General features: G+C 34.0%; 22 protein-coding genes. 17 read left to right on the forward strand and 5 right to left on the reverse strand.

The genetic code is table 11. The features are described 5' to 3' along the window. Positions 1–156: 156 nt before the first annotated feature. Entirely contained in the window at positions 157–1,443 is a 1,287-nt protein-coding gene (gene mtaB, locus WMO18_RS05930; protein WP_211148588.1) for a tRNA (N(6)-L-threonylcarbamoyladenosine(37)-C(2))-methylthiotransferase MtaB, read from the forward strand. On the opposite strand, the gene WMO18_RS05935 is transcribed toward mtaB, so the two are convergent. Beyond that, the gene (locus WMO18_RS05935; RefSeq protein WP_367286425.1) at positions 1,435–2,661 is read right to left on the reverse strand and encodes a glycoside hydrolase family 10-like protein; all 1,227 of its coding nucleotides are present in this window, start codon (positions 2,659–2,661) and stop codon (positions 1,435–1,437) included. The two genes, mtaB and WMO18_RS05935, sit on opposite strands and share 9 nt — an antisense overlap. 25 nt (positions 2,662–2,686) lie before the next feature. Here WMO18_RS05935 and WMO18_RS05940 point away from each other — a divergent pair, with 25 nt between their 5' ends. The 5 genes from WMO18_RS05940 (at position 2,687) to WMO18_RS05960 (ending at position 7,128) form a co-directional block, all read left to right on the forward strand. Continuing rightward, positions 2,687–2,968, forward strand: a complete 282-nt coding sequence (locus WMO18_RS05940; protein ID WP_367286426.1) for a DUF1294 domain-containing protein — start codon at positions 2,687–2,689, stop codon at positions 2,966–2,968. 4 nt (positions 2,969–2,972) lie between these two features. After that, positions 2,973–3,839 (forward strand): RluA family pseudouridine synthase, encoded by an 867-nt coding sequence (locus WMO18_RS05945; RefSeq protein ID WP_367286427.1) that lies wholly within the window; start codon positions 2,973–2,975, stop codon positions 3,837–3,839. Between the two features lie 60 nt (positions 3,840–3,899). Further along, positions 3,900–4,970: a branched-chain amino acid aminotransferase gene (locus WMO18_RS05950; protein WP_211148504.1), complete on the forward strand. Its 1,071-nt coding sequence runs from the start codon at positions 3,900–3,902 to the stop codon at positions 4,968–4,970. A 172-nt stretch (positions 4,971–5,142) separates the two neighbouring features. Next, a complete protein-coding gene (locus tag WMO18_RS05955; RefSeq protein ID WP_329980049.1) occupies positions 5,143–5,667 on the forward strand; it encodes a cysteine hydrolase family protein in 525 nt (174 codons plus the stop codon). 12 nt (positions 5,668–5,679) lie between these two features. Further along, positions 5,680–7,128 carry a nicotinate phosphoribosyltransferase gene (locus tag WMO18_RS05960; protein ID WP_211148505.1) on the forward strand — a complete coding sequence of 483 codons (1,449 nt, stop codon included), beginning with the start codon at positions 5,680–5,682 and terminating at the stop codon, positions 7,126–7,128. A 51-nt stretch (positions 7,129–7,179) separates the two neighbouring features. On the opposite strand, the gene WMO18_RS05965 is transcribed toward WMO18_RS05960, so the two are convergent. From WMO18_RS05965 to queA, 4 genes are all read right to left on the reverse strand, one after another. After that, positions 7,180–7,587, reverse strand: coding sequence for a TIGR04086 family membrane protein (locus WMO18_RS05965; protein ID WP_022506344.1), 408 nt, complete (start codon positions 7,585–7,587; stop codon positions 7,180–7,182). A gap of 57 nt (positions 7,588–7,644) precedes the next feature. Continuing rightward, positions 7,645–8,043, reverse strand: a complete 399-nt coding sequence (yajC, locus tag WMO18_RS05970) for a preprotein translocase subunit YajC (protein WP_211148208.1) — start codon at positions 8,041–8,043, stop codon at positions 7,645–7,647. A 69-nt stretch (positions 8,044–8,112) separates the two neighbouring features. Then, positions 8,113–9,243 (reverse strand): tRNA guanosine(34) transglycosylase Tgt, encoded by a 1,131-nt coding sequence (tgt, locus tag WMO18_RS05975; RefSeq protein ID WP_211148207.1) that lies wholly within the window; start codon positions 9,241–9,243, stop codon positions 8,113–8,115. Between the two features lie 8 nt (positions 9,244–9,251). Then, positions 9,252–10,277 carry a tRNA preQ1(34) S-adenosylmethionine ribosyltransferase-isomerase QueA gene (gene queA, locus WMO18_RS05980; protein ID WP_211148206.1) on the reverse strand — a complete coding sequence of 342 codons (1,026 nt, stop codon included), beginning with the start codon at positions 10,275–10,277 and terminating at the stop codon, positions 9,252–9,254. 164 nt (positions 10,278–10,441) lie between these two features. Between queA and asd the strand changes: the two genes are divergently transcribed. From asd to WMO18_RS06035, 11 genes are all read left to right on the forward strand, one after another. Further along, the gene (gene asd / locus WMO18_RS05985; RefSeq protein WP_138157692.1) at positions 10,442–11,524 is read left to right on the forward strand and encodes an aspartate-semialdehyde dehydrogenase; all 1,083 of its coding nucleotides are present in this window, start codon (positions 10,442–10,444) and stop codon (positions 11,522–11,524) included. 21 nt (positions 11,525–11,545) lie between these two features. Continuing rightward, entirely contained in the window at positions 11,546–12,448 is a 903-nt protein-coding gene (dapA, locus tag WMO18_RS05990; RefSeq protein WP_022506339.1) for a 4-hydroxy-tetrahydrodipicolinate synthase, read from the forward strand. A 60-nt stretch (positions 12,449–12,508) separates the two neighbouring features. Next, positions 12,509–13,273, forward strand: a complete 765-nt coding sequence (gene dapB, locus WMO18_RS05995) for a 4-hydroxy-tetrahydrodipicolinate reductase (protein ID WP_211148205.1) — start codon at positions 12,509–12,511, stop codon at positions 13,271–13,273. Between the two features lie 51 nt (positions 13,274–13,324). Further along, positions 13,325–13,549, forward strand: coding sequence for a putative Se/S carrier protein (locus WMO18_RS06000; protein WP_367286428.1), 225 nt, complete (start codon positions 13,325–13,327; stop codon positions 13,547–13,549). Continuing rightward, a complete protein-coding gene (locus tag WMO18_RS06005) occupies positions 13,546–14,679 on the forward strand; it encodes an aminotransferase class V-fold PLP-dependent enzyme (RefSeq protein WP_211148203.1) in 1,134 nt (377 codons plus the stop codon). Before WMO18_RS06000 ends, WMO18_RS06005 begins: the two co-directional genes overlap by 4 nt. Positions 14,680–14,747: 68 nt before the next feature. Then, positions 14,748–15,623 (forward strand): diadenylate cyclase CdaA, encoded by an 876-nt coding sequence (gene cdaA / locus WMO18_RS06010; RefSeq protein WP_211148202.1) that lies wholly within the window; start codon positions 14,748–14,750, stop codon positions 15,621–15,623. Beyond that, entirely contained in the window at positions 15,616–16,860 is a 1,245-nt protein-coding gene (locus tag WMO18_RS06015; RefSeq protein ID WP_329980035.1) for a CdaR family protein, read from the forward strand. Before cdaA ends, WMO18_RS06015 begins: the two co-directional genes overlap by 8 nt. A gap of 404 nt (positions 16,861–17,264) precedes the next feature. Next, positions 17,265–21,830 (forward strand): glutamate synthase large subunit, encoded by a 4,566-nt coding sequence (gene gltB, locus WMO18_RS06020; RefSeq protein ID WP_211148288.1) that lies wholly within the window; start codon positions 17,265–17,267, stop codon positions 21,828–21,830. A gap of 10 nt (positions 21,831–21,840) precedes the next feature. Next, positions 21,841–23,328 carry a glutamate synthase subunit beta gene (locus WMO18_RS06025; protein ID WP_211148289.1) on the forward strand — a complete coding sequence of 496 codons (1,488 nt, stop codon included), beginning with the start codon at positions 21,841–21,843 and terminating at the stop codon, positions 23,326–23,328. Positions 23,329–23,667: 339 nt separating this feature from the next. Then, positions 23,668–24,513, forward strand: a complete 846-nt coding sequence (locus WMO18_RS06030; RefSeq protein WP_367286429.1) for a hypothetical protein — start codon at positions 23,668–23,670, stop codon at positions 24,511–24,513. Then, entirely contained in the window at positions 24,510–25,331 is an 822-nt protein-coding gene (locus WMO18_RS06035) for a hypothetical protein (protein WP_367286430.1), read from the forward strand. Before WMO18_RS06030 ends, WMO18_RS06035 begins: the two co-directional genes overlap by 4 nt. Positions 25,332–25,452 lie beyond the last annotated feature (121 nt).

A 25,452-nucleotide genomic window follows, 5' to 3' on the forward strand; every position in this document is an offset into this window, starting at 1 on the left:
GTCTTTAGACGAAGCTAGTAACATAGCCTTTAAGGCGTTAAAAGAAAAGCCACCGGCTAAGCCGGTGGATATTTACTATTATTTATCAATCCTTTAGTTGACATTTCTCTTGAAAATTATTATACTTTAAGTTATGACTAAAAGGAGAAGTATTTTATGACATTTAATATAATTACACTGGGTTGTAAGGTTAATCAGTACGAATCTCAGGTTATGACAGAGGTTATGCTAAAGGATGGTTTTACTCATAGTCAAGACAAAGACCATGCAGATATTTTTATTGTAAATACTTGTACTGTAACTTCTGTAAGTGATAGCAAAAACAGAAAGCTAATCAGAAGAATTAGAAGAAATAACGAAAATGCAATTATTGTAGTAACAGGTTGTATGTCACAAGCATTTCCTGAAGATGAAGTGTATGAAATTTGTGACATTGTTGTTGGTAATACAAACAGAAAGATTATTTCAAAGTTAATTAAAGACTATGTGGCAAATTCAGACCACTATGTAAATGTTGAAGAACATACAGGTGGAGAAATTTTTGAACCAATCAAAATTACTAACTTTGAAGAAAGAACAAGAGCACAAATTAAAATTGAGGACGGTTGTAACCGTTTCTGTGCATATTGTATTATCCCTTATGCAAGAGGCAGAGTTCGTTCAAAAGATATTAATGAACTTAAGGAAGAAGCAACAGACTTAGCATCAAAGGGCTTTAGAGAAATTGTTTTAGTTGGTATCAACCTTTCTTGTTTTGGTCAAGATACTAACTTGAATTTATGTGATGCAGTAGAAACTGTAGCATCAGTTGATGGCATTGATAGAGTAAGACTAAGTTCCCTAGAACCTGAAAGACTTGACCCTGAGTTTATCGAAAGACTTGCAAAGTGTGATAAACTATGCCCTCAGTTCCATTTGTCTTTACAATCAGGTTGTGACGAAACACTAAAGAGAATGAACCGTCATTACGATACAGAAGAATATAGAACTATTGTAAATAACTTGCGTAAAGCATTTAAAGATTGTGCAATTACTACTGATGTAATGGTAGGCTTTGCAGGTGAAACTGAAGAAGAATTCCAGAAGTCCCTTGACTTTGTTCATTCCATTAAGTTTGCAAAGGTACATACTTTCTCTTATTCTCGTAGAAAGGGTACAGTAGGTGATAAGCTACCTAACCAGGTTGACCCACAAATTAAGAGTGAACGCAGTAAGAAAATGATTGAGGTTACTCTAAAAGATAGAAAGGAGTTCCTTAGAAATCAGCTTAATAATACATATTCAGTACTGTTTGAACGCAAGAAAGAAGAAGGTTACTGGGAAGGTTACACAATGAACTATACACCGGTAAGAGTATTTTCTGACTTAGACCTAAATGATAAGATTGTAGATGTTAAATTAACAGATGCTTTTGATGATTATTGTATAGGTGAATTAATTTAATTTCATAGTAAGGTTTGCAATTTCTTTAGTTGCAGATTTTTCAGATAAAGAACTATAACTGTATAGCATTATACCATTATAGTTCTTTTTTACTGCAATTTCATATTCTTGCTTTAGTATATCGTCAAAGTCACTCCAAGTGCCACTGTCACTGTCATCAGTACCGGCCTTATATCCGGCAAGACCTGAATATATTTTGATATTTTTATTTGTCTTAATCTTTAGCCAATCATTAATAGCGTCTTCATAGGTAAGTGCAGGATTGTCTAGGCTAAAGTAAATTTGAGGACAAATATAGTCTATATATCCATCTTTACTGCACCAAGTTTTTACATCAGCATAAATTTCCTTGTTGTTGTCAACATTGCCTTGTGGTGAAATGCCAAACTGTACATTATCTTTAAGACTGTGAACCTTCTCATATACATTTTTGATAAGTGTATTAACATTGTTCATTCTCCATTTATCAAGGCTAAGACAGTTGTTATTTTGTGCTTTTTTGTATTGACTGTATTCCCTACTGTCAAAACTTTCATCATCAGTAGGGTAGAAGTAATCGTCAAATTGTATTCCGTCAATGTCATAGTTAGCAACTATTTCTTCAACACCTTTTACAACTAGGTCTTGAGCCTTTTTACTGGCTGGGTTAAGATATATTCCATCATCAGTTTCAACACCTATGGAATTGTCCATAACATATGGGTTATCATTTGATAATTTTTCCGGAACTTTTTTGCTTTTTACTCTGTATGGGTTTACCCATGCCTCAATTCTCATTCCTGAAGAATGTACCTTTTTACACATATATTTTAGCCCATCATAATTTGGATTTTTACCTTGTTCACCTGTAAGTATGTGTGAATAAGGATATATACTTGAATTATATAATGCATCGGAAAATGGCCTAACTTGTACAATAAGTGTGTTAAAGCCTTTTTCTTTGCAAGTGTCAACAATAGAATCAAACTTCTTTTTAAAAGAAGTATAACTTCTGTCTGTGTCACTCATATCAAGGTCCATATATGTAACCCAAATTCCTTTCATAAAGAATTTGTCCTGACTTTTCTTAATAACCTTTTTAGTGGTACTTTCGGTTATAGGTACAGTATTTGTGTTTATTACTTCCTTTACAGGATTAGCTACTTCATAGTAATTTAATGTGATCACAGCTATTAGAAGTGATAAAGCAAGTAAAGATAAATAAATTTTAGTTTTCAATATTAACAATCCTTTCGGTGATATTATGTTATATTTTCTGATTATATATTTAGTAGTAGTGAATATTATAGCCATAGCTTTGACTATATATGATAAAAGAGCAAGTGTTTTAGGCTTGTGGAGAGTGAGAGAAAGCACCTTAATGCTATTTTCATTTTTAGGTGGTTCAGTATTAATGTACCTTATTATGAGAATTATTCACCACAAAACAAGACATCCACTTTTTATGGTTGGTATTCCCATTATTTTTGTGTTACAAATTATTTTTACATTAGTAGTGCTTTATGCAGTAGGTTATATAGGATAGTGTTATGGATAGAAAAAGTTTAACTTTTATAGTGCCAATTGAATATGACAACAAAAATTGCAAAGAGTTCTTAAAGTATTATTGCAACATTTCGGCAAGATTAATTACTAGACTGGTTAGAACAGAAATGGGAATTACTAGGGATAATCAGCTTTTAAGAACTATTGATAATGTGTATGTAGGGGATAAAGTAGTAATTAATTTACCTAACGACAGTAACGAAATTACTCCAACTCAAGGCGAACTAAATGTAATTTATGAGGATGACTACATTTTAGTAGTAGATAAACCACCACTAATGCCGGTACATCCTACTAAGAATCACCAAACTGATACCTTAGCCAATATAGTTAGATATTATTCACTTAACAAAAATGAGGACTATACCTTTAGAGCAATTAATAGAATAGACAGAGATACATCTGGCTTAGTTGTAATTGCAAAAAATAGATTTGTAGCAAACAAAATCAAGTCCCTATATAAAGAATATACAGCAGTATGCTGTGGTAATATTGTCGAAGATGGTACGGTAAATAAAAATATAAAATTAAAAGAAAATAGCAAGATGGTTCGTGATGTTTCTGATGATGGTGCAAAGGCTATTACTCACTATAAAGTAATTAATAGAAGTCCAAGCTATACAGAAATTCTCTGTACTTTAGAAACAGGCAGAACTCATCAAATAAGATGCCATATGTCCTACCTAGGTTATCCACTGGCAGGGGATGATTTATATGGTGGTTCTTTAGAGCATATCTCCAGACAAGCGCTACATTGTAGCAAGGTGATTTTTACCCATCCAATAAGTAATGAAAAAGTTGTATTACAGAGTAATTTGCCTTTTGACATAAAATATTTGTTAAAATATTGACTATTATGTAATTTGTGATAAAATAGAACTAGAGTTCATATATGAAAGGTCGATTATATTATGGAAGAAATTAAAATTGAACTTACTAAAAATCCCAAAGAAAAACCACAAGACGAAAGTAAATTAGGTTTTGGTCGTATTTTCACAGACCATATGTTCCTAATGAATTATGATGAAGGTCAGGGTTGGCATGACCCAAGAATTGTACCTTATGGTCCAATCGCACTAGATCCATCAGCAATGGTATTCCACTACGGTCAAGAAGTATTTGAAGGTATGAAAGCATACAGAAATGTCAACGGTGGTATTAACCTATTTAGACCGGACAAAAATATGGCTAGACTTAATGTTTCTAACGAAAGACTTTGTATTCCTCAGATTGACGAAAAGTTTGCAGTAGAAGCTGTTAAGAAACTTGTAGAAGTAGAAAAAGATTGGGTACCACACTCAGAAGGTACATCTCTATACATTAGACCATTTATTTTCTCAACAGATGCTCAGCTAGGTGTTCACCCAGCAAAACATCTTCTATTTGTAATTATCTGTTGTCCTGTTGGTGCTTATTATCCTGAAGGACTTAACCCTGTTAAGATTTATGTAGAAGAAAATTATGTTCGTGCCGTTAAAGGTGGTATGGGCTTTACTAAGACAGGTGGTAACTATGCTGCTTCTCTAAAGGCTCAGGATGAAGCTGAAAAGCAGAAATATACTCAGGTTCTATGGCTAGACGGTGTAGAAAGAAAGTATATTGAAGAAGTTGGTACTATGAATGTATTCTTTGTTATTGATGACGAAGTTATTACACCTGCACTTCAGGGTTCAATCCTTGGTGGTATCACAAGAATGAGTACTATTGAACTTCTAAAATCTTGGGGTTACAAGGTTTCAGAAAGAAGACTTTCAATTCAGGAAGTTGAAAAGGCTGCTGACGAAGGCAGACTAAAGGAAAGCTTTGGTACAGGTACTGCTGCAGTTATTTCACCAATCGGTGAACTAAAGTGTGGCGACAAGGTTATGACAATCAACAATGGCGAAATCGGTGAAATCAGCCAGAAACTTTACGATAACCTAACAGGTATTCAGTGGGGTAAGATTGAAGATAAGCTAGGTTGGGTTGTTCCTGTTTGCTAATCTAAAATCTAAAAAGTTAAGACTTTAAGACCTATGTTTTACATAGGTCTTTTTTATACCTTTTTTATATTATCCTAAACTTTTCTAAACTAAAATTTACTTAAATTATACTTGACTAAATTCCTAAAAAATGATTGAATATTATTAAAGAAAATTTAAGTAGGGATTAATTATGAAGAAATGTCTTGTAGTTGTAGATTATCAAAATGACTTTGTTTCAGGTTCTCTTGGCTTTGAAAAGGCTAAAGAACTTGACTCTGAAATTGCTAATTTAATTGAAAAGTACCATAATAACAGTGATGATGTTGTTTTTACTTTAGATACCCATTATGATGATTATATGAATACAAATGAGGGTAAATCTTTACCTGTACCACATTGTATTAAAGGTACAATCGGTCATAATCTTTATGGCAAAGTGTCACATTCGGTTAAAGAATCGGATTTACTTTTTGAGAAAAACACTTTTGGTTCAGATAAACTTTTTGAATATTTAAAAAATAATCGGTATTCATCAATAGAATTAGTTGGTGTAGTAACAAATATCTGTGTTATCTCAAATGCAGTAATTGCAAAAATTGCCCAACCTGAAACAGAAATTATTGTGAACAAGAATCTTGTAGCATCAAATGACGACAAATTAAATGATGAAGCACTTTCCGTTATGAGTAGCTTCCAAATTAAAATAACAGAATAAGTAGGTGTAAATATGACAGAAAAGAATATGACTATGCTATGTGACTTCTATGAACTTACAATGGCAAATGGTTACTTTAAGAACGGTTTTTATAAGAAAATTACATATTTTGATGTATTCTATCGTTCTGTACCTGACAATGGTGGTTTTGCAATTGTAGCCGGTCTTGAACAAGTAATTGATTATATAAAGAACCTTCATTTTTCAAGTGAAGATATTGACTACCTTCATTCAAAGAACATTTTTGACGAAGAATTTTTGGATTATCTAAAGGATTTTCATTTTACAGGTGACATATATGCAATACCTGAAGGTACACCTGTATTTCCAAATGAGCCAATTCTCACAGTAAAAGCACCGGCAATTGAAGCACAACTTATTGAAACATTTTTACTTCTTTCAATTAACCATCAGTCACTAATTGCTACTAAAGCAAATAGAATTGTGAGAGCCTCTCAAGGCAGAACAGTACTTGAGTTTGGTTCTCGTAGAGCACAAGGTGCTGATGGTGCAATCTTAGGTGCAAGAGCAGCATATATAGGTGGATGTGCTGGTACTGCTTGTACAATTACCGATGAACTTTATGGTGTACCTGCCGGTGGTACAATGGCTCATTCTTGGATACAAATGTTTGATACTGAGTATGATGCATTTAAAACTTATTGTGAAACTTATCCTGAGAATGTAACACTTTTAGTTGATACTTATAACACCATAAAAAGTGGTGTACCAAATGCAATTAAGGTGTTTAAAGAAATTCTTTTACCGAAGGGTATTACTAATTTTGCAATCAGACTTGATTCAGGTGATATTTCCTATCTATCTAAGAAAGCAAGAAAAATGCTTGATGATGCAGGACTGCAATGTTGTAAGATTGTAGCATCCAATGCACTTGATGAATACCTAATTCGTGATTTAATGATGCAGGACGCAAAGGTAGATACTTTTGGTGTAGGTGAAAGACTGATTACCTCCAAGAGTACACCTGTATTTGGTGGAGTGTATAAGTTAGTTGCAGTTGAAGATAATGATGGCAATATTGTTCCAAAAATCAAAGTCAGTGAAAATACTGCAAAAATCACTAACCCACACTTTAAGAAAGTTTATAGATACTATGACAAAGAAAGTGGCAAGGCTTTGGCAGATGAACTTTGTATCTATGATGAAGTAGTAAGTGATAAAGAACCTAGAATAATCTTTGACCAACAAGCTACTTGGAAAACTAAAGAGTTAACTAATTTTAAAGTTAGAGAACTTCAAGTACCAATCTTTAAAGATGGTAATTGTGTATATGATATGCCAACCCTTGAAGAAATCAAAGATTATTGTGCTAAAGAAATTGATTTACTATGGGATGAAGTTAAGCGTTTTGAAAATCCACATACTTATTATGTTGACCTTTCAGAAAAGCTATGGAATACCAAGAAAGACTTACTTTCAAGATTTAAGAACTTTATTTAATATATTTTACGAAAAAGGCTAGTGATAAATAAAAATATCACTAGCCTATAATTATTTTATTAACTTTTCTTTTTTACTTACACCAAGTATTCCACCAATAGTGCCGAATAGGAAAGATACAATAAACTTTAAGAATGTAAAAACAGTAAAATTACTGTCAATGCTTATCATACCTGCACTAAAGATAATTAAGAAAAATATAAACCCACTGCTAATCCCATTGATGTATCCCTTAATAGGAGAAATTTTTGAACATATAAACCCTGTAACAAATGCACATACACCACATATAATAGTGAGAAGAATGTTTAGTACAGTACTGTTAAGTATACCTGTGTTACTCATAACTATTGCCACAAGGCTAAGTAAAACAATAAGAGTTAATTCTCCAACTATTAAACCAACTACTAAACCTTTTATGTACTTAAATTTATTAAATCCTAAAGTAATGCTTTTCAAAAAAACACCCCCAAATATGATACTAAATCATATTCAGGGGAATTGAAAATTATGTAATTATTTTTCAACTGGGTTTTCTTCAGCATTTTTTTTCTTTCTACCGAAGAAACCTTTCTTTTCTGTCTTGTCAGTCTTTTCAGCAGTCTTATCCTTATCTGAATTAACAGTTGAAATAGCCCAACGCTTAAATACCATCTTTGTCTTTTCAGAACCTGTTTCAAGTACGATTTCATCAGCTTCTTCTCTAATAGCAATAACTCTACCAACGATACCACCGATTGTTGTGATTTCATCACCAATCTGTAGGCTGTTTCTTAGTTCCTGTTCTTGCTTTGATTTCTTTGACTTTGGTCTGATAAGAATAAAGTAGATACCAACGAAGATAAGAGCGTAGATGATGATTAGTGTCCACATGCTACCGCCACCAGCTGAGCCTGAAAGTAAGTTTAGATTCATAGTTAAATTCTCCATTTCATATTAATAATTAGATTATAACAACTTTTCATTGTATATTCAAGTACTATTTTAAATGCGTTTTCCTAATATGTCAATATTATTGTTGTAATATGTCTCAAATTCTCCATTATCAAGAGCATTTCTGATTTCTTCCATTAGATTATTGTAGAAATATAAGTTGTGCATTACTGCAAGTCGCATATAAAGCATTTCCTCAGCTTTCTTAAGATGTCTTAGGTATGCTCTTGAAAAACTCTTGCATACAGGACAATTACACTCTTTGTCAATAGGAGCAAGGTCCTTTTGATATTTTTGATTGTTAATGTTGATGATACCACTCTTAGTGAATAGGTGACCATGTCTTGCATTTCTACTAGGCATAACACAGTCAAATAAATCAACACCACGCTTAACACTTTCAAGAATATTTACAGGAGTACCAACACCCATTAGGTATCTGATTTTATCCTTAGGCATATATGGTTCAACATCTTCAATAATTTGATACATTTCTTCAGCAGTTTCACCAACTGCTAAACCACCGATAGCATAACCGTCAAGGTCAAGTTTAGCAATATCTTTCATATGCTGAATTCTAAGATCACTGTAAGTAGAACCTTGGTTAATACCGAATAGCATTTGTTTCTTGTTAATAGTGTCAGGAAGACTGTTTAGTCTGTCCATTTCTTTTTTGCATCTTTCAAGCCATCTGGTAGTACGACCAATAGAATTCTTTACATAATCATATGGAGCAGGGTTTTCAATACATTCATCAAATGCCATAGCAATAGTTGAGCCTAGGTTAGACTGAATTTGCATTGATTCTTCAGGTCCCATAAATATTTTTCTACCGTCAATATGGGAAGAAAAGTAAACACCCTCTTCTTTAATGTTTCTTAGCTTTGCAAGAGAGAATACCTGAAATCCACCTGAGTCTGTAAGTATAGGACCATCCCACTTAGTAAGACTGTGAATACCACCCAACTCTTTAATAATTTTATCACCTGTTCTAACATGTAGGTGATAGGTGTTACACAACATAACCTGGCACTTAATATCCTTTAAATCAAAGGAAGATACACCACCCTTAATAGCACCGGCAGTTGCAACATTCATAAAACAAGGAGTTTGAAAAGCACCGTGTGGTGTTATAAACTCACCTCGTCTTGCAGTTTTTTCATTCTTAATTAATTTAAACATATTTCTCCTTACTCAATAAACATACTGTCACCAAAAGAGAAAAATCTGTATTTCTCTTTGACAGCTTCTTTATATATACTCATAACTTCATCATAACCGGCAAAAGCAGAAACTAGCATAATAAGTGTGCTTTCAGGTAGATGAAAGTTAGTAATAAGTCCGTCAAGCACTTTAAACTCAAATCCCGGATAAATGAAAATATCTGTCCAACCTTCACAAGGAACAACCTTGCCATATTCCTTTGCAACACTTTCAAGTGTTCTGCAAGAAGTTGTACCCACTGCAATAACTCTCTTGCCATTCTTTTTGGTTTCTTCAATCAGCTTTGCAGTTTCTTCCGGCACTTCATAATGTTCACTGTGCATCTTATGAGTTGTAACATCATCAACCTTTACAGGTCTAAATGTACCAAGTCCTACATGAAGTGTTACATATCCAATCTTAATGCCCTTAGCCTTAATTTTTTCAAGTAACTCATCAGTAAAGTGAAGACCTGCAGTAGGTGCGGCAGCAGAACCAAGTTCGTGACTATATACTGTCTGGTATCTTTCCTTGTCCTTTAACTTTTCGTGAATGTATGGAGGAAGTGGCATTTGACCAATCTTATCAAGTGTTTCATAGAAGTTACTGTCACACTTAAATTCAACAATTCTGTTGCCATCTTCAAGTACATCAATAACTTTACCTGTCATAATGCCATCACCAAAAGTAAAGCTGTCACCGGTTCTTGCTTTTTTACCGGGCTTTACAAGTGTTTCCCATACCTTGTCTTTAACTTGCTTTAACAGTAAGAATTCTACATTAGCACCGGTAGGAATTTTTGTACCGTAAATTCTTGCAGGTAAAACTCTTGAGTCATTAACAATAAGAGCGTCACCTTCATTTAAAAAGTCGATAACATCATAAAAATGCTTGTGAAGAACTTCCTTAGTTTTTCTGTTATAAACCATCATTCTTGAAGAATCTCTTGGTTCAACAGGTGTCTGAGCAATAAGTTCTTCCGGTAAATCATAATAAAAATCACTAGTCTTCATAAAAAATCAACATCATCCTAATCTTTATTTCTCAAAATAATTGACATAATCTTTCTTAAATGATAGAATAAATAAGAAAATAGGTCAATTTGTTTTTCCTAATATATAATATAATAAACTTGAGAAAAACACAACTGATTTTTTAAATTTGGAGGAAGACGAATATGAAAAATTATAAAGTTGGTATCATCGGCGCTACAGGTATGGTAGGTCAGAGATTTGCAACTCTACTTGAAAATCACCCTTGGTTTACTGTTACAGCACTTGCTGCAAGTAAAAGAAGTGCAGGTAAAACATATAAAGAATGTGTAGAATCTCGTTGGGCTATGACAACACCAATTCCAAAGGCTATGGAAGATATGATTATCCTAGACGCAGCTAATGTTGAAGAAGTTGCATCAAAGGTTGACTTTGTATTTTGTGCTGTTGATATGCCAAAAGATCAGATTCGTGAACTAGAAGAAGCTTATGCAAAGGCAGAATGTCCTGTTGTTTCAAATAACTCAGCTCACAGACACACACCTGATGTACCAATGGTTATCCCTGAAATCAATGCTGACCATATTAAGATTATTGATTCTCAGAGAAAGAGACTTGGCACAAAGAAAGGCTTTGTTGCAGTTAAGTCTAACTGTTCTCTACAGTCATATGTACCTGCAGTACACCCACTAAGAGAACTAGGTTGTAACAAGGTTCTTGCTTGTACTTATCAGGCTATTTCAGGTGCAGGTAAAACATTTGAAAGATGGCCTGAAATGGTTGATAACCTAATCCCATATATCGGTGGCGAAGAAGAAAAGTCAGAAAAAGAACCACTAAAGATTTGGGGTCATATTGAAGGCGACCAGATTGTTGATACTGATGATATTGCTATCACATCACAGTGCCTAAGAGTTCCTGTTTCAGATGGTCATACAGCAGCTGTATTTGTTTCATTTGACGGTGAAGTTCCATCAGAAGAAAAGATTATCGAAACATGGGAAAACTACAAGGGTAGAGCTCAGGAACTAGAGCTACCAAGTGCTCCAAAGCAGTTCCTACACTACTTTACAGAGCCAGACCAGCCACAGATTAAGACAGCCAGAACACTAGAACATGGTATGGCTATCTCAATCGGTAGATTAAGACCGGATACTCAGTACGATATGAAGTTTGTATGTATGAGCCATAATACATTGAGAGGTGCTGCAGGTGGTGCAGTTCTTCTAGCTGAACTTCTATGTGCTGAAGGATATATTGAAAACTAAACCTTTTGGAGGTTATATATAATGAGTACACCAATTTTTACAGGTGCAGGTGTTGCCTTAATTACACCTATGAACAGTGACGGTTCCGTTAACTTTGATGAACTTGGAAGACTACTTGAATTCCAGATTGAAAACGGTACTGATGCTATTATCGCTTGTGGTACAACAGGCGAAGCTGCTACACTTTCAGTTGAAGAACACAAGGCTGTTCTTTCATATGTAGCAGAAAAGGTTAACAAGAGAATTCCGGTTATTGCAGGTACAGGTAGTAACGATACTGCTACTGCAATCAGCCTATCAAAGTCAGCACAGAAGTATGGTGCAGACGGCTTACTTTCTGTAACTCCATACTACAACAAGACTTCACAGGCAGGACTTGTAAAGCACTTTACAACAATTGCTGATTCTGTTGACCTACCAATCATTCTTTACAATGTTCCATCAAGAACAGGTTGTAATATGCAGCCAAAGACATATGCTGAACTTGAAAAGCACCAGAACATTGTAGGTGTTAAGGAAGCTAACGGTGATATTTCATCAGTTTCTCTAACAAGAAGCCTATGTTCAGATGACTTTGCTATTTATTCAGGTAACGATGACCAGACAGTTCCATTTATGTCTCTAGGTGGTAAGGGTGTTATTTCTGTATTCTCAAACTTCTGCCCTAAGGAAATGCACGAAATTTGTCAGGCTTGTCTTGATAACGATTTCCAGAGAGCAGCAGAAATGAACTTCCATTTTGTTGAACTAATGGATATTATGTTCTCAGATGTTAACCCTATTCCGGTTAAGACTGCTATGAACCTAATCGGTTTCAATGCCGGTGAATGCAGATTACCACTTGTACCAATGAGCTATTCAGGTTATCACGACCTAAAGGATTGCTTAGCTAAGTACAACCTACTAGATAAGTACAAGAAGTAATTAAACTAATGAATTTGGGCGTACATTGTACGCCCATAACTATATTTAAGGGGAATAATAATGACAAAGGTTATTTTAAGTGGTTGCTCAGGTAAGATGGGTCACGCTATTGTAAAGGCAATTGACGAAAGAAACGATTGTGAAATTGCTTGTGGTGTAGATGCTTACGATTGTGGTGACTATGATTTTACAGTATATAAGAGTTTTTCTGAAATTACTGAAAAGTATGATGCAATTATCGACTTTAGTAATCCTGCAGTACTTGATACTATGCTTGACTATGCAGTAACAAATGCAGTACCTGCAGTTATCTGTACAACAGGTTTTTCTGAAGAACAAATTGCAGAAATTAAGAACGCGTCAGAAAAGACTGCTATTTTCTATTCAGGCAATATGTCACTTGGTATCAACCTAATGGTTGAACTTTGCAAAATAGCAACAAAAGTATTTGCTAACCATGGTGATAACTTTGATATTGAAGTTATCGAAAAGCACCATAACCAAAAGCTAGATGCTCCAAGTGGTACTGCACTTATGATTGCTGACGGTATTTCTTCTGTATCTCCTACAGAAAAGCAGTATGTTTATGATAGACATGCTTATAGAAAGAAGAGAGATAAGAACGAAATAGGTATTCACTCAATTCGTGGTGGTACAATTGTCGGTGAACATGAAGTTATTTTTGCCGGTCATGATGAAGTAGTTTCAATTAAGCATGAGGCTCATTCTAAGGAAGTTTTTGCTATTGGTTCTATCAATGCAGCCGTATTTATGAAAGACAAAAAGTCCGGTATGTATGATATGTCAGATTTACTAGCTGAATAATCTAATAAACACATATAAAATCTCACCCCATAGTATGTAGTGTACTATGGGGTGATTTTATTGAAAAAATATATATTATTAAATTCTGTGTCAAGTGCCTTAAAGTCTAAGGAAATACTTGACAAACACAATATAAAATGTTCTGTTGAAAGAACACCAAAGAACAATATTGCTCGTTCTTGTGGTTATAGTTTACTGGTGTTTGGTGATGTTGATAAAGCAAAGGATATTCTCCTAAAAAATAAAATTTCAGTTTTAGGTATTGTAAATAGGTGATTTATCTTGATAACGGTGCAACTTCTTTTCCTAAACCACTGTCAGTACGACAAAATGTAGATATATCATTAAAGAAGTTTAGTGCAAATCCCGGAAGAAGTGGACACTCACTTTCTCTGAGAGCTGCTAAAGAAATTTTTGAATGTAGAAAAAGATTAAAGGAACTTTTCAATGTAAACAGTGAAGAAGAAATTATCTTTACAGAGAATTGTACAATGGCACTAAATACAGTGATTTTTGGTTTGCTAAGTGAAGGTGACCATGTTCTAATATCTTCAATGGAGCATAATTCCGTTACAAGGCCATTAGAATCACTAAAAGATAAAGGTGTAACTTATTCAACCTTTGATTATTCCTATGACGATAATGAAACCGTAGATAATGTTCGAAACTTAATAAAGCCTGAAACAAAATTAGTTATTTGTACTCATGCATCAAATGTTTTTGGTTTTAGGTTTCCTATTGAAAGAATATGTGCTTTGTGTCATGCTTATGGAATTCTCTTTTGTGTAGATTCAGCACAGTCTGCCGGTGTATTTGATATAGATGTTGGCACAAATCAATATGATTTTGTCTGTACGTCAGGTCACAAAAGCCTTTACGGACCAATGGGTACAGGTGTGTTAATTCTTAATAATCGCAACCTAAAGCCATTATTATACGGTGGTACAGGTACTGAATCTGTAAAGAAATCTCAGCCTGAGGGACTACCTGAAAAGTTTGAAAGTGGCACACAAAATATGAACGGTATTTCAGGACTAAAGGCAGGAGTTGACTTTGTAAAAAATAGAGGTATTAAAAATATTTATAATCATGAATATAAACTTGCAAAACGCCTATTTAATGGACTAGCGAATAACAGAAAGGTTATAACCTATAATAAATCATTTGATTATGGCAAAGTAGCACCGGTAGTTTCTTTTAATATAGATGGAGTTTATTCTGAGGACCTTGTAGCTAAATTAAATAAATACGGAATAATGACTAGGGGAGGACTTCATTGTTCACCACTTGCTCATACAACAATGAATACTATAGAAAATGGTACAGTAAGAGTGGTTCCGGGAGCATTTAATACAATAAATGACATAAACTACCTACTAAATGTTATAAGAAAATTAACAAATTAAAATTTTCTTGAACTAGTATTATTTTTATGCTAAAATATATGTAAGTAAAAATAAAAGGAGTGGTAACAATGAATATAGGTGCATTGTTTGACAGTATTTTAACAGTGCTAAAAACATTCAGATTTGTTGATGTTATTGATATTGTTGTTATTGCCTTTATTGTATATAGTCTATTTAAACTTGTTCGAGATACCAGAGCAGAACAACTTGTAAAAGGTATTGTAATTTTAATGATTGCCTACTTGGGTGCATCAATATTTAATATGTTGATGATGAAGAACTTGCTGAAAACATTGTTTGAATTTGGTGTTGTTTTGTTGGCAATTATTTTCCAACCGGAAATACGAAATGCTTTGGAGCAGTTAGGTCGTAAGAATATAAAGAGTTTTTCCTTTATGAATAGGGTAAACCGAACTGATGAATGGATAGAAAAAGAGAAAAAGGCAATTTTAGATGTAGCAGAAACTGCTGAGGTATTTAGCAGACAAAAAACAGGTGCTTTGATAGTATTTGAAAGAGAAACCAAACTTTCGGATATTGCAGCAACCGGTGTAGAGATTAATGCAGATACTTCAACTGCTATTTTAGGTAACTTGTTCTTTAACAAAGCACCACTTCATGACGGTGCAGTAATTATCAGCAACGGACTTGTTAAGTCAGCCGGTTGTATTTTGCCTCTAACTTCTAGAAACGAAGATGTAGATATGAATTTAGGTACAAGGCATAGAGCTTCCCTAGGTATTTCTGAAGTTTCGGATGCAGTTATTGTTGTTGTATCTGAAGAAACAGGTACAATTTCTGTAGCACAAAATGGAGAATTAACTTCTAATTACAATAAAACATCTTTGATTAAAAAACTGGAAGAAGAACTTATCCCTACACAAGAGAAAAAGAATTTTCTAAGTAAATTCTCCTCAAGAAAGGAGAACAAGAAAGATGAATAAAGGTATTTTGTCTAGAATTTTTTCCAACAAACTTTTTCTTATAATACTATCAGTTGTTATTTCTCTTACAATTTGGATTAGTATTAATATGGGTGACTTTGCAGAAACCAGCTATTCAGTTTCTAATATTCCTATTACAATTGATTTGCCTGATACTGCAAGTAACCAAGGACTAAAGGTATTTAACAATGATGAACTAAAGGGTACTGTAACAGTTTCAGGTAACCGTTCAATTATCGGAAATCTTACTTCTGATGATATTGAGATTGTGCCGGAACAAACGGATAACCTTACTTCTGCCGGTTCATATACCTTGTCACTTGTAGCCAAGAAAAAGTCTAGTTCTCTAAACTATAATATTGAGTCAGTTTCTCCTAGTACAGTTTATATTAAACTTGACAGAAACAGAAATATAACTAAGAAAATTGAACAGAATATTAGTTACACTATTCCTAAGGATTATTATGGAACTGTCCTTCTTGATAACGAGTCAGTTACTATTTCAGGACCTGAAACTGAAATTAAGAAAATTGATAAAGTTGTAATTGAAGGCGATGTTAAGGAAGAACTTAAGAGTTCAGTAACTAATGAATATGATGTTAAGTTACTTGATTCTTTCGGTGAAGAAATCAAAACTAATGATACACTGGCAATTTCACCATCAAAGGTAAAAGCAACAGTAAGTGTATTACAGAAGAAAGATGTTAATGTTGAACTAAGTACTGTAAATGGACCTAGTGGAATTGATTTAACTAAGTATAGCAAAATCGAACCTAATTCAATATCCCTAGGTGCTGACTCAAGTAATATTGAAAATATCACTAAGGTAAGTATTGAACCTATTGACTTCTCAACTTTGAGAAATAAAGATTATAAGATTAATAAAAATCTTGATATTCCTAACAAGTGTGTTGATATTAATTCAGTTAATTCTGTTGTTGTTAATATGGACTTGTCCTCAATGAAAAAGAGAACTATTACATTAACTGATTTTGATATTAAGGGGCTTGATAAAAAGTATTCTGCAAATGTTACTACTCAATCTGTAGAAGTAACATTGTATGGTACAAAAAGTGCATTGAAAAATATTGATGAAAACGATATTGATGCTGTAATTGATTTTACAGGCACTGAGGTATCAGCAGGTTCAAGGACTATGCCTTTAAGTCTAACCCTGAAAGATAAAGACGGTTGTTGGATTTATGGTTCATATGAAGTAGTAGTAGAAATAAGTTAAATTATAACTGACCTTGTTAAATCAAGGTCAGTTTTTCTTTTGTAAAAATATTACAAATTATTCCTAGAATATTAATCAAAATAATATTATTTTGATAACAATATGTAGTATCTTGTTAAAGAATACATATTAAATTAATAGGTCTTGTATGACTAAAATATAATTGCAAGAATGAATAAGAAACTTGCAAATATTTCAAATTAGTTTCAAAAAACATACTAAAAACAGAGAAAATTGCAACAAAAATAAAAATAATTGCAATTTTCCTTGACATATGCCCTTCATTGTGTTAAAGTTATTTATGCAATAAATCTTAAAAATTGTTGTAGAGTTCACCCCTATAACTATATGTAGGGTTAGTGTTCAATATAAAGAAACTAATAAAAAGGAAGTAGGTGCTTCTGATGGATAACTTCAGAAATCAGGAACCATTTGCAAAACAGGGTTTGTATGATCCTCGTTTTGAGCATGACAACTGTGGTATCGGTGCAGTAGTCAACATCAACGGCATTAAATCAAGAAAAGTTGTTGACAATGCTTTAAGTATTGTAGAAACACTTGAACATAGAGCCGGTAAAGATGCCGAAGGCAAAACAGGTGATGGTGTTGGTATTCTTCTACAGATTTGTCACCAATTTTTCAAAGATGCTACTGCTGACCTAGGTTTTGATATTGGAGAAGAAAGAGATTACGGTATTGGTATGTTCTTCTTCCCACAAAATAAGCTAAAAAGACTTCAGGCTATGAAGCTTTTTGAAATTATTATTAAGAAAGAAAATCTAGAGTTCTTAGGTTGGAGAGAAGTTCCTACTGATCCATCAGTAATCGGTCAAAAAGCATTAGACAGTATGCCATACATTATGCAAGGTTTTGTTAAGAGACCTTCTAATGTAGAACAGGGCTTACCTTTCGATAGAAAGTTATATATTGCTAGACGAGTATTTGAACAGAGTAATGAAGATACTTATGTAGTTTCTCTTTCAAGCCGTACAATCGTTTATAAAGGTATGTTCCTTGTTAAAGAACTAAGAAAGTTCTTCTATGACCTACAGAGTGATAAATTTGTTTCTGCTATTGCTACAGTACATAGTAGATTCAGTACAAATACAAATCCTTCTTGGCAGAAGGCTCACCCAAACAGAATTATTGTTCATAATGGTGAAATCAATACAATCACAGGTAACGCAGACAGAATGTTAGCTCGTGAAGAATCTATTTCATCAGAAGTTTTTGGTGATGATTTGTCAAAGGTATTTCCAATTGTTGATCCTAACGGTTCTGACTCAGCCAGACTTGATAACACTCTTGAATTTATGATGATGGCAGGTATGCCACTTCCTCTGGCTGTTATGATTACAATTCCTGAACCTTGGAGAAACAACCGTACAATGTCTCTTGAAAAGAGAGATTTCTATCAGTATTATGCAACAATGATGGAACCATGGGATGGTCCGGCATCAATCATCTTCTCAGATGGTGATATGATGGGTGCAGTTCTTGACAGAAACGGTTTAAGACCATCAAGATATTACATTACAAAAGATGGTTTCCTAGTTCTTTCTTCAGAAGTTGGTTGTATCGATATTCCTGCTGAAGATGTTGTAGTAAAAGAAAGACTTCGTCCGGGTAAAATGCTTCTTGTTGATACAGTTAAGGGTAAGCTAATTGATGACGAAGATATTAAGGAATATTATTCAACAAGACAGCCATATGGTGAATGGCTAGACCAAAATCTAGTTCACCTAGGTGATCTAAAGATTCCTAATAAGGGTATCGAAAAGTATGACAAAGAGTCACTTGTAAGACATCAAAAGGCTTTTGGTTATACATATGAACAGATTAGAACAAGTATCCTACCAATGGCTAAGAATGGTACAGAACCAATTGCAGCTATGGGTGCTGATACTGCAATTCCTCCTTTATCACAAAAGGATGGTCCTCTATTTAACTACTTTAAGCAGTTATTTGCACAGGTAACAAACCCTCCATTTGACTCAATTCGTGAAGAGATTGTTACAGATACAAGTGTTCATCTAGGCAGTAACGGTAACATCCTAGAAGAAAAACCTGAGAACTGTCATATTCTTAAGATTGAGGACCCAATCCTAACAAATACTGACTTACTAAAGATTAAGAACATTGATGCTCCGGGTCTAAAGTCAGCAGTTATTCCAATCACATATTATAAAAGTACAAACCTAGCTAAGGCTATTGAACATCTGTTCATCCTAGCAGATAAGGCATATAAAGACGGTGCAAATATTATCATTCTATCAGACAGAGGTGTTGATGAATACCATGTTGCTATTCCTTCCCTTCTAGCTGTATCAGCAATGCAACAGCACCTAGTTAGAACAAAGAAGAGAACATCAATCTCAGTTATTCTTGAAAGTGCAGAACCTTGTGAAGTTCATCACTTTGCAACACTACTTGGTTACGGTGCAAGTGCTATTAACCCTTACCTAGCACAAGAAACAATCCGTGACCTAGTAGATTCAGGTTCACTTGATAAAGATTATTACGCAGCAGTTAATGACTATAATGATGCTATCCTACATGGTATCGTTAAGATTGCATCAAAAATGGGTATCTCAACAATTCAGTCATACCTAGGTTCTAAGATTTTTGAAGCAATCGGTATTTCTAAGGAAGTAATTGATAAGTACTTTACAAATACTGTTTCAAGAGTTGGTGGTATTACACTACAGGATATCAGTAAGCGTTCAGAAAGACTTCATGCATCAGCATTTGACCCACTAGACCTAAATATTCAGCTTGAAGTTGAAAGTGCCGGTAGTCATAAGCTAAGAAGTGGTAAAGAAGAACATCTATATAACCCTGAAACAATTCATCTTCTACAGGAAGCTACTTGGACAGATAATTATGATTTATTCAAGAAGTATTCAGAAGCTATCAATAGAGAAGATACAAATATGAACCTAAGAAGTCTTCTTGACTTTAACTTCCCTGAAGATGGTGGTATTCCAATTGATGAAGTTGAAAGTGTAGAAAGTATTTGCCATAGATTCAAGACAGGTGCTATGTCATACGGTTCAATTTCTAAGGAAGCTCACGAAACAATGGCAATTGCTATGAACCAAATCGGTGGTAAGTCAAATTCCGGTGAAGGTGGCGAAGATACTGATCGTCTGACAATCGGTAAAGATGGACTTAACCGTTGTTCTGCTATTAAACAGGTTGCTTCCGGTAGATTCGGTGTTACATCAGAATACCTAGTAAGTGCAAAAGAAATTCAGATTAAAATGGCTCAGGGTGCAAAGCCCGGTGAAGGTGGTCACCTACCAGGCAAAAAGGTATATCCTTGGATTGCAAAGACTCGTCATTCAACTCCCGGTGTTAGCCTAATTTCACCTCCACCACATCATGATATTTATTCAATCGAAGACTTAGCTCAGCTAATCTATGATTGTAAGAATGCCAATAAAGATGCCAGAATTTCAGTTAAGCTGGTATCAGAAGCAGGTGTAGGTACAGTTGCAGCCGGTGTTGCGAAAGCCGGTGCAGGTGTTATTTTAATTTCAGGTTTTGACGGTGGTACAGGTGCTGCTCCTAGAAACTCAATCTATAACGCAGGTTTACCATGGGAACTTGGTCTTGCAGAAACTCACCAAACACTAATTATGAACGGACTTCGTTCTAAGGTTGTTATTGAAACAGACGGTAAGTTGATGACAGGTAGAGATGTTCTTGTAGCTGCTTTGTTAGGTGCAGAAGAATATGGTTTTGCAACAGCTCCTTTAGTAACAATGGGTTGTGTAATGATGAGAGTATGTAACCTAGACACTTGTCCTGTAGGTATCGCAACTCAGAACCCTGAACTTCGTAAGAGATTTAAGGGTAAGCCTGAATATGTTGTTAACTTTATGCACTTTATTGCTCAAGAGTTAAGAGAATATATGGCTAAACTTGGTATCCGTACAGTTGATGAACTAATCGGTAGAACAGACCTACTAAAGGTTAAAGAAACTGAAGACGGTAGCAAGGCATCAAGAATTGACTTAAGCCAGATTATCAACAATCCATTTGTCAATTCTGATGAACCTCAGAGATTTAATCCGGCTGATGTTTATAACTTTGAACTGGAAAAGACTATTGATGAAAAGGTTATTCTAAAGCAGTTAGAACCGGCATTTAAGAATAAAAAGAAGAAACATTCAATCGAAATTGATGTTACAAATACAGACCGTTCTGTTGGTACAATCTTCGGTTCAGAAATCACAAAGCACTTTGGTGATAATACACTTGAAGATGATACATTTAAGGTTAAGTGTAACGGCGCAGGTGGTCAGAGCTTTGGTGCATTTATTCCAAAGGGGCTAACACTTGAACTTGTAGGCGACAGTAACGACTACTTCGGTAAAGGTCTATCCGGTGGTAAACTTGTTGTTTATCCTCCAAAGGGTAGCACATTTAAGAGAGATGAAAACATTATCATCGGTAATGTTGCTCTATATGGTGCTACAAGCGGTAAGGCATTTATCAGTGGTGTAGCAGGTGAGCGTTTTTGCGTAAGAAATTCAGGTGCTATTGCAGTTGTTGAAGGTGTAGGCGACCATGGTTGTGAATATATGACAGGTGGTAGAGTTGCTATCCTAGGTAAGACAGGTAAAAACTTTGCAGCCGGTATGAGTGGTGGTATCGCTTATGTACTTGATGAAGACTCAGACCTATATATGAGAATGAACAAGGAGCTTGTTTCTGTTAGCGTTGTATCAGAAAAAGCCGATATTCTTGAACTAAAGAATATGATTGAAGAACATGTTAAGGCAACAGACTCTCCAAAGGGTAAGGAAATCCTTGATAACTTTGATGAATATGTTTCTAAGTTTAAGAAGATTTTACCAAACGATTATGCAAAGATGATGCAGACAATGTATGCTATGGAAGAAAAGGGTATGACACCTGAACAAGCAAAGATTGAAGCATTCTATATTAATACAAGAAAGTGAGGCGTTGAAAATGGGTAAGCCAACTGGTTTTTTAGAATTTGAAAGAAAAAGCAATGTAGGCACATCGCCTCTTGAAAGAATTAAAAATTATAAAGAGTTCCACACACCATTGCCGGAAAACGAAAGAAGACAACAGGCATCAAGATGTATGGATTGTGGTGTTCCTTTCTGTCAAAACGGTAAGCCAATTATGGGTATGGTATCAGGTTGTCCTTTGAACAACCTTGTACCTGAATGGAACGATTTATTATACACAAACGAATATGAGGCAGCAGCACATAGACTACTTATGACAAACAACTTCCCTGAATTTACTTCAAGAGTTTGTCCTGCTCTATGTGAAGCAGCTTGTACTTGTGGACTTAACGGTAATCCTGTTTCTGTTAAGGAAAATGAGAATTTTATCATTGAGTTTGCTTATAACTCAGGTTTGATGCAGCCTAACCCTCCAAAGGTTAGAACTGATAAGAATATTGCAATTATCGGTTCAGGTCCTTCCGGTTTAGCATGTGCAGATCAGCTTAACAAGAGAGGTCACAATGTTACTGTATTTGAGAAGGATGACCGTATCGGTGGACTACTAATGTATGGTATCCCAAATATGAAACTTGAAAAGCAGTTCATTGACAGACGAGTAAACTTAATGAAAGAAGAAGGCGTTAAGTTTGAAACAAATGCTAATGTTGGTGAAGATGTAAAGGCTAGTAAGCTACTTAATAAGTATGATGCAGTGGTACTTTGTTGTGGTGCAGGTAATCCTAGAGATATTAAAGCAGAGGGCAGAGATGCCAACGGCATTTACTTTGCAGTAGATTTCCTAAAGGCAACAACAAAGAGCCTACTTGACTCTAACCTACAGGATGGTAACTATGTTTCTGCTAAAGACAAAAATGTAGTTATTATCGGTGGTGGTGATACAGGTAATGACTGTGTCGGTACATCAATCCGTCAAGGTTGTAAGTCAGTAGTTCAGCTAGAAATGATGCCAAAATTACCTGACTCAAGAGCAGACAACAACCCATGGCCTGAATGGCCAAGAGTCTGCAAGACAGACTACGGTCAGGAAGAAGCAATTGCAGTATTCGGTCATGACCCAAGAATTTATCAGACAACTGTAAAAGAATTTGTCAAGGATGAAAACGGCAACCTAAAGGGTGTCAAGACAGTTATGGTTCAGTTTGTTACTGATAAGGAAACAGGCAGAAGAGTAATGCAAGAAGTAGAGGGTAGCGAAAAGTACCTAGATGCTGAACTTGTACTGATTGCAGCCGGTTTCTTAGGTCCAAAGAAGTATATTGCAGATGCATTTGGCGTTGAAACTAATCAGAGAAGTAATGTAGCTACTGAACAAGGCAAATATTCTACAAATGTAGAAAAAGTATTTACTGCCGGTGATATGCACAGAGGTCAGTCACTTGTTGTATGGGCTATTCGTGAGGGTAGAGATGCAGCAGCTGAAGTTGATGAGTATTTAATGGGTTATACAGCCTTAAAATAATTACAATATTGCTAAAAAGCAAGGTGTTTTTGCACCTTGCTTTTTTCTTTGTTGAATAGTATAAAATTATCACATAATGTAGATTAATATTTTATTATATAGTAAAAACTTAAATATTGTAAAATAACTCTTGAAATTAATAACATAAAATGGTACAATATAGATAAATTAATGAAATAATTAAAATAATGAAAATCCACTATGTAAAGTTGAACAATACTAATTGTATGCATAGTATCTCAGTTTAACATTTGTGCTTTTAAATTATTTGCGTTGCATTAATTTAATATTAATATTCTAACGATATTATTCGATAGAAACGAAAGGAAATGTAAAATTATGAAACAAAGAAGTTTAAATTTGTTGCTAATCACTGTGATACTTACATTGTGTGCTTTGTTTAGTGGTTGCACTTATTCTAATAGTGAAACTAATGAAAATAAAAACAGTGTTTCTCAGCCAACCACTATAGCAAGAAAGTCATATACAGAAGAGGAATTTGTAAGCTTTAGTGACCATAATAAATTTCCAAAATCATATTTGATAAAAGTTGGTGATGGTGATTGTTTTACTATTGACCACTTTGATAATAATGGTAATAACAAACCTGTTACTGTTACTTTTAATAAGGCATCTAAATATTCTAATATAAGTGAATTTGATAAGAACAACTTTGCAAATTATAAAGATGATATTGCTCCTTATGTCGATAAAAAGGGTAACTTGAAATCTTATAAAAGAACCACAAAGAAACTTATTAATGGAGGCTTAGATAAAAAGTTTGTTTCAGTTAATAAGAATGCACAACGTGAATTTGTTGTTCTTGATGTAGAAATTAGGAATACGTCTGATAAAAATCAAGAAGGAATATCAACATACCAATTAGGTTTTGGTCGTTATAAAAGTTTGGATGATGAATTTGTTAGTAATGAATTGAATAATTATGAATTTACAGATGAAAAGGATAATTTAGCGTTTAGTGACTCAAATATATATTTTACTAAATCTAAATATAAAAATGTGAAAAATGTAAATAAGAGAATGATGAACTTTTATTCTTATACATTAAAACCTAATGAAACATTAAAGTGTCAGGTAGGCTTTATGATTGATAAGGATTTAGAAGATGCAATGATTGTTATGCCTACAACAGGAACTCCATTACATTTGCAGGTGTTCAAATGAAAAAATTTCTAAGTATTTTATTATTGGTAGTTTTAGCTTGTGAGTTGTGTTCTTGTGGTAAGTCGGAAAATACCGACTTGCCACAAAATACAACTGTGCCTACAACAACCGAGTCAAATTCCACTGAACCTAAGAAGTTAGTAGAACAATATATTAATACTATTGATGAAGAAAACCCAAACTTCTTAAATATTGACGGTAATAAATTTGCAGTTTGGTTTGTGGATTACAACCGTAATTTTGGATATGACGATTATGATAAAAATAATGATTTTATGAATTATTACAATTATAGTAAGGATTTTGTTCCTATTGTTCAGGCAGTTGATGATTCTAATATAAAATATGATAATAGCACAGAAAGAGAACTTAATCGTGAATACTCTCTAAGGCCTTATACTAGATATACCTATGAAAATAATAAATTGGCTAATAAAACTAAGGTTAACAGAACTTTACACACATTACAGTTAAAGATTCGTAATTCTTCTGATAAGAAAGTTACTTTAACTAACTTGCCAAAGATTAAATTTATTAAGGAGGATTCTTTGGGCAATCAATCTTTTGTTAAAGAAAAGGTATATAAAGATAAGAATGGAAAGGTTCAGAAAGAAACTACCCCTATCTATGTTTATCCTTCAGCTAATCAATCTTCCGGTAATTACAACGAGTATTGCTCTATTAAGTTTAAACCTAGAGAAACCAAGAATGTAACTTTGAGATATATTCTTGATAATGACTTATACAATTCAGCATATTTTTGTATAGAAAATGAAGATAAAACTTTGTATAAGAAATTAAGTTATGATTATGATTGATTTAAAAGGAATTTATAATGAATATTTTTAAGTTAGAGCTAAAAAGAGCAATCTTTAATAAAAGAATGTTAATAGTTTTGCTCTTTGGTGTTGCTTTAGTGTTATATTATAATATAACTAA

Origin of the sequence: Ruminococcoides intestinihominis (assembly GCF_040096285.1) — a bacterium.
GTDB classification, from domain to species: domain Bacteria; phylum Bacillota; class Clostridia; order Oscillospirales; family Acutalibacteraceae; genus Ruminococcoides; species Ruminococcoides intestinihominis.

Bases quoted from the DNA above. Each gene is read 5' to 3' on its own strand.
- mtaB (WP_211148588.1), top strand. From the start codon at position 157: ATGACATTTAATATAATTACACTGGGTTGTAAGGTTAATCAGTACGAA.
- WMO18_RS05940 (WP_367286426.1), top strand. From the start codon at position 2,687: ATGTTATATTTTCTGATTATATATTTAGTAGTAGTGAATATTATAGCC.
- WMO18_RS05945 (WP_367286427.1), top strand. From the start codon at position 2,973: ATGGATAGAAAAAGTTTAACTTTTATAGTGCCAATTGAATATGACAAC.
- WMO18_RS05950 (WP_211148504.1), top strand. From the start codon at position 3,900: ATGGAAGAAATTAAAATTGAACTTACTAAAAATCCCAAAGAAAAACCA.
- WMO18_RS05955 (WP_329980049.1), top strand. From the start codon at position 5,143: ATGAAGAAATGTCTTGTAGTTGTAGATTATCAAAATGACTTTGTTTCA.
- WMO18_RS05960 (WP_211148505.1), top strand. From the start codon at position 5,680: ATGACAGAAAAGAATATGACTATGCTATGTGACTTCTATGAACTTACA.
- yajC (WP_211148208.1), bottom strand. From the start codon at position 8,043: ATGAATCTAAACTTACTTTCAGGCTCAGCTGGTGGCGGTAGCATGTGG.
- tgt (WP_211148207.1), bottom strand. From the start codon at position 9,243: ATGTTTAAATTAATTAAGAATGAAAAAACTGCAAGACGAGGTGAGTTT.
- queA (WP_211148206.1), bottom strand. From the start codon at position 10,277: ATGAAGACTAGTGATTTTTATTATGATTTACCGGAAGAACTTATTGCT.
- asd (WP_138157692.1), top strand. From the start codon at position 10,442: ATGAAAAATTATAAAGTTGGTATCATCGGCGCTACAGGTATGGTAGGT.
- dapA (WP_022506339.1), top strand. From the start codon at position 11,546: ATGAGTACACCAATTTTTACAGGTGCAGGTGTTGCCTTAATTACACCT.
- dapB (WP_211148205.1), top strand. From the start codon at position 12,509: ATGACAAAGGTTATTTTAAGTGGTTGCTCAGGTAAGATGGGTCACGCT.
- cdaA (WP_211148202.1), top strand. From the start codon at position 14,748: ATGAATATAGGTGCATTGTTTGACAGTATTTTAACAGTGCTAAAAACA.
- WMO18_RS06015 (WP_329980035.1), top strand. From the start codon at position 15,616: ATGAATAAAGGTATTTTGTCTAGAATTTTTTCCAACAAACTTTTTCTT.
- gltB (WP_211148288.1), top strand. From the start codon at position 17,265: ATGGATAACTTCAGAAATCAGGAACCATTTGCAAAACAGGGTTTGTAT.
- WMO18_RS06025 (WP_211148289.1), top strand. From the start codon at position 21,841: ATGGGTAAGCCAACTGGTTTTTTAGAATTTGAAAGAAAAAGCAATGTA.
- WMO18_RS06030 (WP_367286429.1), top strand. From the start codon at position 23,668: ATGAAACAAAGAAGTTTAAATTTGTTGCTAATCACTGTGATACTTACA.
- WMO18_RS06035 (WP_367286430.1), top strand. From the start codon at position 24,510: ATGAAAAAATTTCTAAGTATTTTATTATTGGTAGTTTTAGCTTGTGAG.